Origin of the sequence: Streptomyces sp. NPDC048590, assembly GCF_043199535.1 — a bacterium.
In the GTDB taxonomy this organism is placed as follows: domain Bacteria; phylum Actinomycetota; class Actinomycetes; order Streptomycetales; family Streptomycetaceae; genus Streptomyces.
Genome location: NZ_JBICWC010000012.1, coordinates 90,995 through 104,528, shown reverse-complemented (window position 1 = coordinate 104,528; position 13,534 = coordinate 90,995). Strand labels below are relative to the sequence as shown.

The following is a 13,534-nucleotide window of genomic DNA, read 5'->3' as shown; positions in this document are numbered from 1 at the left end:
GCGCCGGAACGCCGGGAGGCCGCTGGAGGCCGTGTCCCGGCGGACAGGGCGGCGGGACACAGTGTGTGGGGCCGCACCGGTGCGCACAAGGAACGTAAGTGCTGGCTTACGAGCGGCTGTTGACGCACGTCACCGGGACAGGTCCTGGGGCTTCCACCGTGCGGCCGCTGGTCCGTGATCGGATGGGAGCCGGCGCCGAACCAGCGCCTCGACCAACAGGAGCGGAGAAGTCCGTGGCCAACTCACCGTCGGGCGAGACCCTCACCGAGCGGATCGTGCGCGTCCTGGAGACGTTCGACACGGACCGCACGGTGCAGTCGGCCGCCGAGATCGGGCGGCGTGCGCGGCTGCCGTCGTCGACCGCGCACCGGATGGTGGCCGAACTCGTGGGGTGCGGACTGCTGGAGCGGGACGAGGAGCAGCGGGTTCGGCTGGGCATGCGGTTGTGGGAGCTGGCGCTGCGGGGCTCGCACGCGCTCCGTCTGCGGCAGGCGGCGCTGCCGTTCATGGAGCGGGTGCAGGCGCGGGTGCGGGAGCACACCCAGCTCGCGGTGGTGGAGAACGGCGAGACGCTCTTCGTGGAGCGCCTGTCGCACCCGAAGGCGGGCGCGAACATCACCCGGGTCGCCGGACGTCTGCCCCTGCACGCCTCGTCGGCGGGGCTCGTACTGCTGGCCCATGGCCCCGAGGAACTCAGGGAGCGCGTGCTCGCCGGGCCCCTGGAAGCCGTGTCGCCCGAAACGGTGACCGACCCCGCGCGGTTGCGGCGGGATCTGGCCCGTGTGCTGCGCGACGGCTTCGTGGTGTCGCCCGGCTCGGTCGAGGGGGTCTCCACGGGTGTGGCCGTGCCGGTGCGGGAACGAGCGGCCGGCCGGGTGATCGCCGCGCTGTCCGTCGTGCTGCCCCGCGACACCCCGCCCGGTCAGGCGGTCGGGGAACTACGCGCCGCCGCATCCGGTATCGCGGCGGCGTACGCCGCGGGGCGGCCGTAGAGACGGCGGACAGGGCGGGCGGCGCCGAACCGGCTTCCCGTTCAATGGGAAGTGGTCTCGTCGGGTGGGCGGTAACGGCGCCAAACTCCGTGGCGTTCCCGCTTCTTGCGTCCAGCTCTGCCAGAGGAGACGTCATGCCCGCACGCACCCGCGTCGCAGTCGTCGGCGCAGGCCCCGCCGGTCTGCTGCTGTCCCACCTGCTCGACCGGTACGGCATCGAATCGGTCGTGGTCGACTCCCGTTCCCGTGAACAGATCGAGACGACGATCCGGGCGGGCATCCTCGAACAGGGGACGGTGGAGATCCTCGACGGAACGGGTGCGTCGCGGCGGGTTCTCGCCGAGGGCCACAAGCACGAGGGGATCGAACTCCGCTTCGCCGGGGAGGGACACCGCGTCGACTTCGCCGGGACCGTGGGCCGGGCGGTGTGGCTGTACCCGCAGCACGAGGTGCTGAAGGACCTGATCGCCGCCCGGCTCGCCGCCGGTCAGGATCTCCGCTTCGGGGTGACCGCCACGCGTGTGGAGGACGCCGGGACCGACCGCCCCCGGGTGGTCGGCAAGGACGCCGAGGGCAACACGGTCGAGGTCGACGCGGATGTGGTGGTCGGCGCCGACGGCTCGCGCGGTGTCGTCCGCGAGGCGGTGACGGGGGCGCACGGCGGCTTCTTCCGGGAGTACCCGTTCGCCTGGTTCGGCATCCTCTGCGAGGCCCCGCCCAGTTCGGAGGAGCTGATCTACAGCAACTCCCCCGACGGGTTCGCCCTGATCAGCCAACGCAGCCCCGAGATCCAGCGCATGTACTTCCAGTGCGCCCCGGACACCGACCCCGAGGCAGCGACGGACGAGCAGCTGTGGGAGACCCTCCAGGCCCGGGTGCCCGGTACCACCCTCCGCGAGGGCCGCATCTTCCAGCGGGACGTGCTGCGCTTCCGCAGTTTCGTCGCGCGCGAGATGCGGCGGGGCCGGGTCGTCCTGGTCGGCGACGCCGCGCACACCGTTCCGCCGACGGGCGCGAAGGGCATGAACCTGGCGGTCGCCGATGTGGTGCTGCTCGCCGAGGCGCTGCGGGCGCTGCTGCTCGACGGGGACGAGCGGCTGTTCGACGCCTTCCCGGAGACCGCCCGGCAGCGGATCTGGCAGGCCCAGCACTTCTCCTGGTGGATGACGAGCATGCTGCACCTCGACCCCGGTGCGAGCGACTTCGACCGGATGCGCAGGCTCGGCGAGCTGCGTTCGGTCGTCGCGTCGCCGGCCGGCCGCGCGTACCTCGCCGAGGGCTACACCGGCCTGCCTCTGCCGCCGCTGGGCTGAGCCGCCGTTTTTGACTCGAGTTCCCGGGCGGGCACGCCTGTCGCCGGGCCGCGTGGTGCGGCCCGGCGACGGGCACCGGCTCGGGGTGCCGTGTCAGGCACCCGCGTCGGACACCGGTGTCACTCGCGGGCCATCATGGCCATGGCCTCGCGTTCCAGGTCGATGTACGGCTCGCCGCTGACGTCGATGGCGACGCGTCGGAGTCCGGCTCCGGTGAACGCCCAGGGTGAGGTGCCGGGGTAGTTGTCGGTGACGGGTTCCCCGCCGTCCCGGCCCACGTTGAGGCCCTCACCGGCGAGGGTGAACTTGCCGGGCTGGGTCTTGATGCGCCCTTCGCCGACCTTCTCCTCCCCGTGGTAGAGGCTGAGGATGCCGGTGGCGACGCCGGGCGTCTCCTCACCGTCCTTCACGAACGACGCGGCGAGGACCGCCCGGCCGTCCCTCGGCAGGTCAGTTCCGGAGCTCACCGACTGCTCCTCGCTGCCGAGGAAGTTGTAGACGTAGTGGAGCCGGTTGTCGCGGACGTACAGCGCGTGCCCGCCGAACCGTCCGCCATGGGCGAAGATCACCCCGGAGGCGTCCGTGCCCTCGAAGTCGACCAGCGCTCCGATCGTGTAGGAGCGGTTGCGGACGTTGACCGCGACGGACTCGGGTACCTCGGAGATCCCCGGCCGGTAGACGTACCGGTTGCGGGGCGGGGTGAGCTGCGGGCGGTGCGTGGACAGGATCTCCATGGGCGAGCGGTCGTCCAGCGGGAAGGCATGGTTGGCTCCGGCCTCGTGGAACCAGAGGCCGATCAGCTCGTTGAGCTTCTCCGGCTCCTGCTCGGCCAGGTCGTGCATCTCGGCGCGGTCCGCCTCGGCGTGGTAGAGCTCCCAGGTGTCCTGGGCGAAGTTGCTCCAGCCGCTCACCGCCGGGTGCGTGGTGACCGCCTTCCAGCCCTGGTGCCAGATGCCGCGGGTGCCGAGCATGGAGTAGAACTGCGTGCTCTTGGCCGTGGGGATGGTCGCCGCGTCGAAGCTGTAACGCATGCTCACCCCCTGGAGGGGGATCTGGGTGCGGCCCTTGACGGCTTCGGGCAGTTCGAAGCCGAGGCAGTCGAGCACGGTGGGCACGATGTCGACGGCGTGGTGGTACTGGTCGCGGACCTCGCCGCGCGCCTTGATGCCGGCCGGCCAGGAGACGACGCAGGGGTCGCAGGTTCCGCCGTTGAAGGAGTACCGCTTCCACATCTTGAACGGGGTGTTGAAGGCCATGGCCCAGCCGTTCGGGTAGTGGCCGTAGGTGTTGACGCCACCGAGCTCGTCGATCATCGACAGGTTCTCCTGGAGGTCGTCGGCGACCCCGTTGAAGAACTTGTTCTCGTTGACCGAGCCGTTGGGCCCGCCCTCACCGCTGGCCCCGTTGTCGGAGACCACCACGATGATGGTGTTGTCCAGCTGGTCGATCTCCTCCAGGTAGTCCAGCAGGCGTCCGATCTGCTCGTCGCAGTGGGAGAGGAAGCCCGCGTAGGTCTCCGCCATCCGGGCGAACAGCCGGCGCTCGTCCGCGTTCAGCTCGTCCCACGGGCGCGTGTAGTCCACGTCGGGGAACTGCTCGCCCTCGGGCCCGGTCCGCGTGTCGGGGGTGCCGATCGGGTTGACCGGCGGGAGCTGGGTGTCCTTCGGGACCAGCCCCAGTTCCTTCTGCCGGGCCAGGATCTGTTCGCGCATCGCCTCGTACCCGGCGTCGAACTTGCCCCGGTACCGTTCGATCCACTCCTTGGGGGCCTGGTGCGGGGCGTGGGCGCAGCCGGGCGCGTAGTAGAGGAAGACGGGCCGCTCGGGGGCGACGACCTTGACGTCGTCGATGTACCGGATGGCCTTGTCGGTGATGTCGACGCTGAAGTGGTAGCCCTCCTCCGGGGTGGCCGGCGGCTGGACCGGGTGGTTGTCGTGGACGAGGTCCGGGTACCACTGGTTGGTCTCGGCGCCGAGGAAGCCGTAGAACCGCTCGAAGCCACGGCCGGTCGGCCAGTTGCGCTTGGTGGAGGCGAGGTTCATCTCGTCCTCGGGGCACAGGTGCCATTTGCCGACGAGTGAGGTGCTGTAGCCCTTGTCGACGAGGACCTCGGCGAGGGTCGCGCACTCCGGCGGGATGTGGCCGTTGCTGTTGGGGAAGCCGATGGCCGCCTCGCTGATGCAGGCCATGCCGTTGGTGGTGTGGTTGCGGCCGGTGAGCAGCGCCGAGCGGGTCGGGGAGCAGAGCGCGGTGGTGTGCCACTGGCTGTAGCGCAGGCCCTTCGCCGCGATGCGGTCGATGTTCGGTGTCTCGATGGGGCCGCCGTAGCAGCTCATGGCCCCGAATCCGACGTCGTCGAGGACGATGTACACGACGTTGGGCGACCCGTCGGGCGCCTTGGGCTGCTGGTAGGGGGACCAGTCGGGGACGGAGTCTCGTACGTCGAGGTTCACCACACCTCTGAATGCACCGGCCATGCGTATCGCCTTCCACTGTCGAGCGCACTGCTCGTACGTGCGCCGCTGCCGACGGACTGTCCCAGCCTCTCCGGAGGGCGGGAACGCGGCAGGGCGGGAAGGCCGGACGGGTGACCGGTGTGTCATCCGTCCGGTCGTCGTGATCCGCGGTCGTGATCCGCGCGGTCAGCGGTCAGGCCGGGGGCTGCTCGGCCTCGGAGAAGATCCGCGACCAGTCGTCCCTGACGCTGACGGTCGTCCAGCTCCGCTGCGGTGCCTCAGCGAGGATGCGTTCGGCGCCGGTGGTGTAGGCGGTGTCGCCCCGGCCGTAGTCGTCGTGGCGGATCAGGAGGCCCAGTCCCGGCCGGTCCGACGTGGCGTAGTCGAGCATCTCGATGTCGCCGTTGCTGTTGCCGCAGGCCAGCACGGGCCGCCTGCCCAGGCGGCTCCAGATCCGGACGGGCTTCGCCGGACCGTCGTCCAGGTACGGGGCGCCCTCGCCGTAGACCACGGTGCGGCGGCTGTCGGACCAGACCGTGTCCGCCATCGACCCGATGACCTGGTCGGGGCGAACACCGTACATGGGAGCGCTGATGAGTCTCATGAAGTCCCTGCCGCCGCCGGAGGCGATCACGGTGGTGAACTCCTTCTCGCGCAGCAGCTCCAGAAGCTCGGTCATGGGCCGGTAGGCGCAGGCCGTGTACGGGCGCCGCAGCTCGGGATGCACCTCGGTGCGGAAGAACTCCGCGATCCGGTCGGCCAGTTCTCCGGTGCTCAGGCCCTTCTGGGCCGCGACCACCGCCTGGGCGAACACGGGGATCTGCGTGTCGTCGCCGCCGTAGTGCGCGGCGACGACCGATCCCACCCACCGGGGGTCACCTGTGACCGCCGAGGCGTACGGCTCCTGCTCGGCCAGCGAGGCGTCGGCGGCCGCCATCTCCTTCCACCGCAGGAGGAGGAAGTGGAGCTGTACCGGCACGGGCTTCTCCGGCCAGAGCGTGCCGTCGTTGTCGAAGACGGCGAGTCTCTCCTCTGGGGGCAGGAAACCCTCCCCCGGGCTCGTCACCTCTTCGACGAAGCGCAGGATTGCGGAGCGGGCTTCCCCGTCGTTCCACGACGGCAGCACAGAACGGTTCACAAGGGGCAAATTAACAGGCTCTCTGCGCCCTCGCCCTTCCCGGAAGGCTCCGGCCCTCGGACGGTGATCCCTCAGGCCTTCCCGTCCCGCCGGTCGCGTTCCTGCTCCAGCAGTGCGTCGAGGTCGGTGAGCCGGTCCAGGCCGCGTACGGCCCGGGTCATCCGCGCGTTGTGCTCGAACCTGTCGCGGTGGCGGTGCAGGAGGTTCCAGTAGCCGGCGGTGAAGGGACAGGCGTCCTCGCCGACGCGTACGGACGGCTTGTAGCGGCAGGGGCCGCACAGGTCGCTCATCCGGTTGATGTAGGCCCCGCCGGAGGTGTACGGCTTGGTGGTCATCCGCCCGCCGTCCGCATACTGCGACATGCCCACCACGTTGGGGACCATCACCCAGTCGTAGCCGTCGATGAAGCTCCGGTGGAACCAGTCGGTGACGGCCCGGGGCTCCCAGCCGCGCTGGAGGGCGAAGCTGCCGAGGATCATCAGTCGGGGGATGTGGTGGGTCCAGCCGGTCGACCTGACCTGTTCCAGGACGTGGGAGAGGCAGTTGGCGTCCGTACCCTCCGGGGACAGCTCGGTGAACCAGCCGGGCAGGGGGGCGCGGTGGCCGAGGGCGTTGCCGTCACGGTAACGGTCGCCGAAGTACCAGTAGACGTGCCAGACGAACTCCCGCCATCCGGCGATCTGGCGCACGAACCCCTCGACGCTGTTGAGCGGCGCGTCGCCCGAGCGCCACCGCGCCTCGGCCCGCTCGACGCATTCCGCGGGGTCCAGGAGGCCGAGGTTGAGCGACGAGGAGAGCAGGCTGTGACTCATCGTCGGGTCGTCGGCGAGCATCGCGTCCTCGTGGGCACCGAAGGTGGCGAGCCGGTGGTCCGTGAAGCGACGGAGGGCGGCGAGCGCCTCCCGGCGTGTCGCGGGGAAGCGGCGCGGCGCGTCCTCGCCGACGAACTCGACGTCCCCGTCCCGCGCCCAGCGGTCGAGGTCCGCCCGGACCTCGTCGTCGATGTCGCTCTCCCGGGGGCGGTAGGGCGCCGGTACGCCGAGGTCGTGGGCTCCCCGCGGTGGCGGCTCCCGGTTGTCGTGGTCCAGGTTCCACCGCCCTCCCGCGGGCCGGTCGCCCTCCATGAGCAAGTCGTGCGTCTCCCGGACCCATCGGTAGAAGTCCTCCTGCCTCAGGTGTTTCGTCCCGCGGTCGTCGGCCCACTTCCTGAACTCGTCGTGCGTGACCATGAAGCCCCGCGCCGGCAGAACCCGTACGGAGGGCAGGGAGCCGACGAGGGCTCGGGCGGCGTGGGAGGTGGGGTGGCACACCGACACCGGCCGGTCCCCCACCGCCTCCCGAAGACCCTCGCGGTAGGTGTCGGCCTTGACGTACCGCACCCGGTCACCCAGCTCCGCGGCCCGGTGGCGCATCGCGGACAGGACCAGGTGGGCCTTGGCCCGGTGGAAGCGCCGCCTCCGTAGGACACCGCGGGCCTCGATCATCAGCAGGGGCGCGTCCCGGTGCGGGCCGCCCCGCGCGGGATCGAGGAAGTGGGGACCGAGCTGGTCACCGAACAGCCAGTGCGGGGTGGCGGACTCTTCCTCAGCCATGGCGGGTGCTCCGATGACGGTCAGGTGCCTGGGCCGCCGCGCGTTCACACGGCACGGACCCGACCGATCCAAGCGCACCGGGGTGCGGGACGGGCCGCGCACACGCCGGGCCGTCGGCGTTCCGGCCGCTTCCGGGCGCGTCGCCCTACAGACCCAGGTCGCGGCCGACGATCTCCTTCATGATCTCGGTGGTGCCGCCGTAGATGGTGGAGATGCGCGAGTCGAGGTAGTCCTGCGCGATGCGGTACTCGGTCATGTAGCCGTACGCGCCGTGGAGCTGGACACAGCGGCCGACGATCTCGACGTAACGCTCGGTGGCCCAGAACTTCGCCGAGGCGGCGTCCACCGCGCCGAGTTCGCCCCGGGAGTGCCGGGCGAGCAGATCGTCCAGGTAGGCGCGTCCGACCCGGGCGGTGGTGACCATCTCGGCCAGCTCGAAGCGGGTGTTCTGGAAGGAGCCGATCGGCCGGCCGAACGCCTTGCGTTCCTTGACGTACTCCAGGGTGCGTTCGAGTACGCCCTCGATGGAGGCCACGGCGTTGGCGGCGATCGAGATCCGCTCCTGCGGCAGGTTGTGCATCAGGGCCTTGAAGCCCTGTCCTTCCTCGCCGAGCAGGTTCGCGGCAGGGACCCGTACGTCCTGGAAGAACAGTTCGCTGGTGTCCTGGGCGTGCAGGCCCACCTTCTCCAGGTTGCGGCCCCGGGTGAAGCCGGGCCGGTCGGCCTCGACGACCAGCAGGCTGATCCCTCCGTGGCGGTCCGGGCCGGTCCGGACGGCCGTGACGACGAGGTCGGCGTTCTGCCCGTTGGAGATGAAGACCTTGCTGCCGTTGACCACGTAGTCGTCCCCGTCGCGGACGGCCGTGGTGGCGATCCCCGCGAGGTCGCTCCCCGTCCCGGGCTCGGTCATCGCCACCGCGACGACGAGTTCGCCCGCGGCGATTCCGGGCAGCCAGCGGGCCTTCTGCGCGGCGTCGGTCAGACCGGTGAAATAGGGGACGACGATGTCGTTGGACAGGGTCACCGAGGCGAGACCGTCCGACGCGGGGTGGCGGGAGAACTCCTCACCGATCACCGCGTTGAAGCGGTAGTCCTCGACGCCGCCTCCGCCGTACTCCTCGGGGATGTTGAAGCCGAGGATCCCCGCCCGGGCGGCCTCCTCGAAGAGTTCCCGGTCGACCTTCCCCTCGGCCCGCCACCGCTCGGCGTGCGGCGCGGCGTGCTTGTCGGCGAAGGCGCGGGCGGTCTCGCGCAGCATCTCGTGCTCGTCGTCGTAGAGGAAGCGCGCCGCGGAGATCACGTCAGCCATCAGGACTCCTGTTCCAGATCATGATCGAGAGAGGGAAGGAAGGGTGGTCTTCAGGGGCCGGGCAGCAGTACGGGCTTCAGCGTGCGGCCGGCCCGCTGGTCGGCGACCGCCCGGTCGAAGTCGGACAGCGGGTAGGTGGTGACCAGCCGGTCGAGAGGGAGCAGGCCACGCCGGTGGCGCCGGACCAGCTCGGGTATCAGCACCGAGGGTTCGGCGTCGCCCTCGACGCAGCCGCGCACCTGGAGCCCGCGCATCATCAGGGACCGCACGTCCAAGGGGACTTCCGCCGGGCCCAGACCGACGAGCGCCAGCACACCGCGAGGCTGGAGCAGACCGAGGACCCGGGCGATCAACTCCGGCCGTCCGGTGGTGTCCAGGGCGTGGGTCACCGACGGAGCCGCTTCGTCCAGGGAGGCCACGACCGCGGCTCCGCACGCCGCGAGCAGCTCACGGCGCGCCGCGACCGGCTCGGCGACGACGACCTCGACGTCCTCGGAGAGCGCGGTCAGGGCGGCGGCGGCGCCCACTCCCCCGCCGCCGACGACCAGCAGGCGGTCGCCGGGTCGGGGCCGCAGGACGTTCAGCACAGCACCCGCACCGGTGAGGAAACCGCAGCCCAGGGGTGCGGCGACCTCCGGTGGCACATCACCGACGGATACGCAGGAGCGGGCGTCGGCGAGCGCGGCCGTGGCGAAGGAGGACTGACCGAAGAAGGCGCCGAAGACGGGCTCCTCACCTACCCGCAGGGTCGAGGACCGGTCCAGCCGGCGACCCGAGCCGTTGAGCGCCGCCGACCAGGCGCAGTACCCGGGGAGGCCGGCACGGCACTGGTCGCATCCACCGCACGAGGCGAAGGTGATCACCACGCGGTCCCCGACGGCGGCTCCGTCGACGGCCGAACCCAGCCGTTCGACGATGCCGCAGCCCTCGTGGCCGAGCACGGCGGGCCGCTCCCGGAGCCTCTTGCGGGTGACGAGGTCGGTGTGGCACACCCCGACCGCCTCGATCCGGACGATCACCTCGTCGGGCCGGGGCGCGTCCAGCTCGGCCTCGACGATCTCGCTGGGCGCGGAGCCGCGTGACAGGAGCGCGGAGATCCTCATTCCCGCTCCAGGCCGAAGTAGAAGAGGTGGCCGCTCGGGGACACCGTGGCGGCCTTGCCGTTCATGACGCCCATCAGGGTGGTGTCGTCCACCCGCTTGAAGTGGTCGAGCACGGCCATGCCGTCGTACACCATGGTCGCGGTCACCTCCCCACGGAACTCGACGTTCCAGAGGCTCGCCTCGCCTCGCCCCGACGCGGTGTCGGAGTAGAGGGAGCCGTCGTCCGCACGGCAGACGAGAGGCTGGACGTCGTCCGGTGCGGTGAACCGCTTGCCGTGCCAGCGGCTGCGGGCGAGCACCCGCTCCACGGGGTGGCCGGTCGGGAAGGCGAAGCCACGCCAGAAGCCGAGTACCGACGCGGCATCGACGGTTTCGAGGTCCGCCCACAGGGCGTCGAGCTCCGCCGGGTCGACGGGCCCCGCCGCCGCGCGCAGCTTCTTCCACCTCTCGTGGGCCGGAAGGCCGCCGTCGCTCATCGCACACGCAGCCGGCGCATCAGGGCCATCTGGCCGTTGGTCCGGCGGACGAAGCTTTCCACCGACTGCTTCGGCGTGGGGCCGAGCGGCATCACGCGCTGGACGGCGACGGTCTGGCTCTCGGTGTACTTGCGGATCCCCTCGGCTCCGTGGCGGCGGCCGAGGCCGCTGTCGCCCATCCCGCCCATGCCGGCCTCGACGCTGCCCGCCGCCGCGGCCGCCCCGTCGTTGATGTTCACCGACCCGGAGCGGATCCGTCCGGCCATCCGGGCGGCCTCACGGGTGTCCTTCGACCAGATCGAGGCTGACAGGCCGTAGCTTCCCCGGTTGGCCAGGCTCACGGCCTCGTCGTCCGTGGCGAAGGGGTACAGGGAGACGACCGGTCCGAAGGTCTCCCGCTCGCAGACGTCCATCTCGGGGGTGACGCCCTCCAGGACCGTCGGCTCGTGGAACAGCGGCCCGATGTCGGGCCGGGCGCGGCCGCCGGTGAGTACGGTCGCCCCCTTGGCCACCGCGCCGTCGACGTGCGCCCGGACCGTCGCGAGCTGCGCCGGTGAGACCAGGGACCCGACGTCCGCCGAGTAGTCGAAGGTCCTTCCGAGCCGCAGCGCCTCCGTCGCCCGCACGAGTTCGTCGCGGAACGCTTCATACACGCTCTCGTGCACGTAGACACGTTCGATGTGGATGCACATCTGTCCGGTGTTGGCGAAGGCGGCCACGACGGTGCCCGTCGCCGCGGCGGTGATGTCGGCGTCGGCGCGCACGATGAGCGGGTTCTTCCCCCCGAGTTCGAGGGAGCAGCCGATCAGACGCCCCGCCGCGCGCTCGGCCACGGTGCGGCCGGTGGCGGTGGATCCGGTGAAGCAGACGTAGTCGACGGTGTCCACCACCGCCGAGCCCACCACCTCTCCGTCGCCGGCCACGATCTGCCAGAGATCCACGGGCAGTCCGGCCTCGCCGAGGAGGGCACGCGTCCAGAGCATGGTCAGGGCGGCCTGGGGGTCCGCCTTGGAGACGACGGCGTTGCCGGCCAGCAGGGCGGGGATGACATCGCCGACGCCCAGGTAGAGGGGGTAGTTCCAGGGCGAGACGACACCTACCACGCCCTTGGGGATGCGCACCTCCTCGACCTTGGTCAGGCCGGGGATCATTCCGCGTACCCGACGGGTGGTCAGGTAGCGGCGGGCGCGGCGCGCGTAGTGCCGTGCCACGGCGGCGACCTGGGCCACCTCCATCCAGGCGTGGTAGCGCGCCTTCCCGGTCTCCCACTGGATCAGGTCGAGTACCTCGTCCTGCCGCCGGAGGAGCAGGTCGTGGAAGGCCAGGACGATCTCGGCGCGCCGGGGGACCGGCGTACCCGACCAGTCGCGCTGGGCGGCCCGGGCCACACCGGCCGCGGACTCGACGTCCGCCGGGTCGCAGCCGGGGACGGGGGCGATCGGGGACAGGTCGTAGGGGGCGAGGGCGGTGACCGGCTCGGCCGTCCCCCGTCCCTGGCGTGTCTCGTCCCGGTGCACCCAGGCGCACCACCGCCCGATCAGTTCGTCGGTCACCCAGGCGGGTCGTGGGCCTGTCGCCGACGAGGGCGCAGGCGCTTCGATCTGGTCCTGCTCCGTGTTCATGGAACTCCTAAAGCGCCGGACGGATGCGAGTGGAGTGAGGAACGGATACGGCGGCCGGGTGCATACCGCACCCGTGGCCGTCGTCCACCTGGGCGCCGGCAGCTCTGCGACGCCGGTGAACAGCAGCGATTTCTGGGGCGTGCAGAGGTCTTGCCGACGATCGAACGCCTCGTTATGTTAATCAGAAATCACATCCGAGGGCAACCTTGTGACCTGGCCGAAATTCGCACCTCAGGCCCACTCCAAGGGGGTCCCAGCCAGCATGGAAGGCAGCCAAGTAAATGGAGAATCCCACCCGAAGGCGTGCCCTGTCGATCGGTGCAGTGCTGGGTCTCGCCAGCGCGACGAGCGTGCCCCAAGCCTGGTCCTGGTCCTCCTCGGGCTCGGTCGCCGGAACCGACACGGTCACCGATCCGTTCTCGGTCTGGGACCCGACGGCGGACGAGGTGGCCGCCCGCCTCCTCGCCGACGGCGCGGCCCCGGCGGTCAACAAGGCATGGGAGTCCTGGGTCGACAACAAGGACCCCCTGCCGTCCGGCATGCCGGGGTATCTGACCGACTACCTCACCGAGGCCAACAAGCTGCCCTCGTGGGCCGACCCGGCGCTGCTGGCGGCGTCCGAGAAGCTCTACAAGCGGCTGCAGGGCTATCTCTTCGTGTCCGAGAGTCTCGGCAGCGGCATGCTGAGCACCGTGATCCCGCGGGAGGCCCGGGCGGTCTACTGGTCCGCCGGCGGCGCCGACATGAAGGCCCGCGCGGCCAAGACGTTCACGTTCGGCTACGACCTGCACAGCGCGAGCGCCTGGCAGCCCGCGGGGCACTTCATCGTCTCCGCCAACAAGACCCGCCTGGTGCACTCGGTGGTCCGCAACCTGCTGCCGAAGTCGAAGCAGTTCATGGCGACCTCGGACCAGCCGAAGCCCATCAGCAACGGCGACATCCTGGTCACGTTCCACTCCGTGGCCACCGTCGCGTACAACAACATGGCCAAGTGGGGCATCAGGCAGACGGCCGCCGAGAAGGCGGCGGACCTGCACGCCTGGAAGGTCGCGCTCCATCTCCTGGGCGTGCAGGAGCAGTTCATCCCCGCCACCTGGGCCGACGCGCAGGCGCAGGCCGACCAGATCCTGTGGCCGGTCGTCGCCCCCACCGCCGAGGGCACCGACCTGGCCAAGACCCTGCTCGGGTACATCGAGGACCCCACCCTGGGTCTGACCACCGGGTTCCTCAACGAGATGGTCCGCTTCCTGATCAGCGACAAGTACGCCGACTGGCTCGGCCTGGGCAGGGACCTGGTGTCGCGGGCCCTGATCAGGGCCGCGTGGCCGACGTACGTGAGGTTCAGGGAAGGGCTGTCACCCATCGTGCCCGACGGCCTCTACCTGTTCGACCAGTTCGTACGCGGCATCGCGATGCTGTTCCTGAACAACGGCAGCTCCGCGACGCAGACCCCGATCACCCTTCCCACCGCGAACCGGCCGGGCGCTTGAGCCTGTACGCCGACGGCGCCCCGCGACCGCACCACCGGCCCGC

At 70.8% G+C, this 13,534-nt stretch carries 10 protein-coding genes; 3 read left to right on the top strand and 7 right to left on the bottom strand.

Annotated elements, in window-relative coordinates; all coding sequences use genetic code 11:
- The first annotated feature begins 233 nt into the window (after positions 1-233).
- Positions 234-992: an IclR family transcriptional regulator gene (locus tag ACGFNN_RS30180; protein WP_393560652.1), complete on the top strand. Its 759-nt coding sequence runs from the start codon at positions 234-236 to the stop codon at positions 990-992.
- A gap of 134 nt (positions 993-1,126) precedes the next feature.
- Positions 1,127-2,305: a 4-hydroxybenzoate 3-monooxygenase gene (locus tag ACGFNN_RS30175; protein WP_393560650.1), complete on the top strand. Its 1,179-nt coding sequence runs from the start codon at positions 1,127-1,129 to the stop codon at positions 2,303-2,305.
- Positions 2,306-2,424: 119 nt separating this feature from the next.
- Here the strand turns inward: ACGFNN_RS30175 and ACGFNN_RS30170 are convergent, their stop codons facing one another.
- The 7 genes from ACGFNN_RS30170 to ACGFNN_RS30140 all read right to left on the bottom strand — a co-directional run bounded on the left by ACGFNN_RS30170 (position 2,425) and on the right by ACGFNN_RS30140 (position 12,001).
- Positions 2,425-4,782, bottom strand: a complete 2,358-nt coding sequence (locus ACGFNN_RS30170; RefSeq protein WP_393560648.1) for an arylsulfatase — start codon at positions 4,780-4,782, stop codon at positions 2,425-2,427.
- Between the two features lie 172 nt (positions 4,783-4,954).
- Complete coding sequence (locus tag ACGFNN_RS30165) at positions 4,955-5,899, bottom strand: haloacid dehalogenase-like hydrolase (RefSeq protein WP_393560646.1); 945 nt, start codon at positions 5,897-5,899, stop codon at positions 4,955-4,957.
- 71 nt (positions 5,900-5,970) lie between these two features.
- A complete protein-coding gene (locus tag ACGFNN_RS30160; protein WP_393560644.1) occupies positions 5,971-7,491 on the bottom strand; it encodes a cryptochrome/photolyase family protein in 1,521 nt (506 codons plus the stop codon).
- A gap of 145 nt (positions 7,492-7,636) precedes the next feature.
- Positions 7,637-8,800, bottom strand: coding sequence for an acyl-CoA dehydrogenase family protein (locus ACGFNN_RS30155; RefSeq protein ID WP_393560642.1), 1,164 nt, complete (start codon positions 8,798-8,800; stop codon positions 7,637-7,639).
- A gap of 50 nt (positions 8,801-8,850) precedes the next feature.
- Positions 8,851-9,903: an alcohol dehydrogenase catalytic domain-containing protein gene (locus ACGFNN_RS30150; RefSeq protein WP_393560640.1), complete on the bottom strand. Its 1,053-nt coding sequence runs from the start codon at positions 9,901-9,903 to the stop codon at positions 8,851-8,853.
- On the bottom strand, positions 9,900-10,379 hold the full coding sequence (locus tag ACGFNN_RS30145; protein WP_393560638.1) for a DUF4334 domain-containing protein: 480 nt from the start codon (positions 10,377-10,379) through the stop codon (positions 9,900-9,902). Before ACGFNN_RS30145 ends, ACGFNN_RS30150 begins: the two co-directional genes overlap by 4 nt.
- Positions 10,376-12,001, bottom strand: coding sequence for a succinic semialdehyde dehydrogenase (locus tag ACGFNN_RS30140; RefSeq protein ID WP_393560636.1), 1,626 nt, complete (start codon positions 11,999-12,001; stop codon positions 10,376-10,378). Before ACGFNN_RS30140 ends, ACGFNN_RS30145 begins: the two co-directional genes overlap by 4 nt.
- 281 nt (positions 12,002-12,282) lie before the next feature.
- Between ACGFNN_RS30140 and ACGFNN_RS30135 the strand changes: the two genes are divergently transcribed.
- Positions 12,283-13,491 carry an oxygenase MpaB family protein gene (locus ACGFNN_RS30135; RefSeq protein ID WP_393560634.1) on the top strand — a complete coding sequence of 403 codons (1,209 nt, stop codon included), beginning with the start codon at positions 12,283-12,285 and terminating at the stop codon, positions 13,489-13,491.
- The last annotated feature ends 43 nt before the right edge of the window (positions 13,492-13,534 follow it).

Excerpts from the sequence above, each read along its gene's own strand:
- ACGFNN_RS30175 (WP_393560650.1), top strand. The coding sequence starts at position 1,127 with ATGCCCGCACGCACCCGCGTCGCAGTCGTCGGCGCAGGCCCCGCCGGT.
- ACGFNN_RS30170 (WP_393560648.1), bottom strand. The coding sequence starts at position 4,782 with ATGGCCGGTGCATTCAGAGGTGTGGTGAACCTCGACGTACGAGACTCC.
- ACGFNN_RS30160 (WP_393560644.1), bottom strand. The coding sequence starts at position 7,491 with ATGGCTGAGGAAGAGTCCGCCACCCCGCACTGGCTGTTCGGTGACCAG.
- ACGFNN_RS30155 (WP_393560642.1), bottom strand. The coding sequence starts at position 8,800 with ATGGCTGACGTGATCTCCGCGGCGCGCTTCCTCTACGACGACGAGCAC.
- ACGFNN_RS30150 (WP_393560640.1), bottom strand. The coding sequence starts at position 9,903 with ATGAGGATCTCCGCGCTCCTGTCACGCGGCTCCGCGCCCAGCGAGATC.
- ACGFNN_RS30145 (WP_393560638.1), bottom strand. The coding sequence starts at position 10,379 with ATGAGCGACGGCGGCCTTCCGGCCCACGAGAGGTGGAAGAAGCTGCGC.
- ACGFNN_RS30140 (WP_393560636.1), bottom strand. The coding sequence starts at position 12,001 with ATGAACACGGAGCAGGACCAGATCGAAGCGCCTGCGCCCTCGTCGGCG.
- ACGFNN_RS30135 (WP_393560634.1), top strand. The coding sequence starts at position 12,283 with ATGGAGAATCCCACCCGAAGGCGTGCCCTGTCGATCGGTGCAGTGCTG.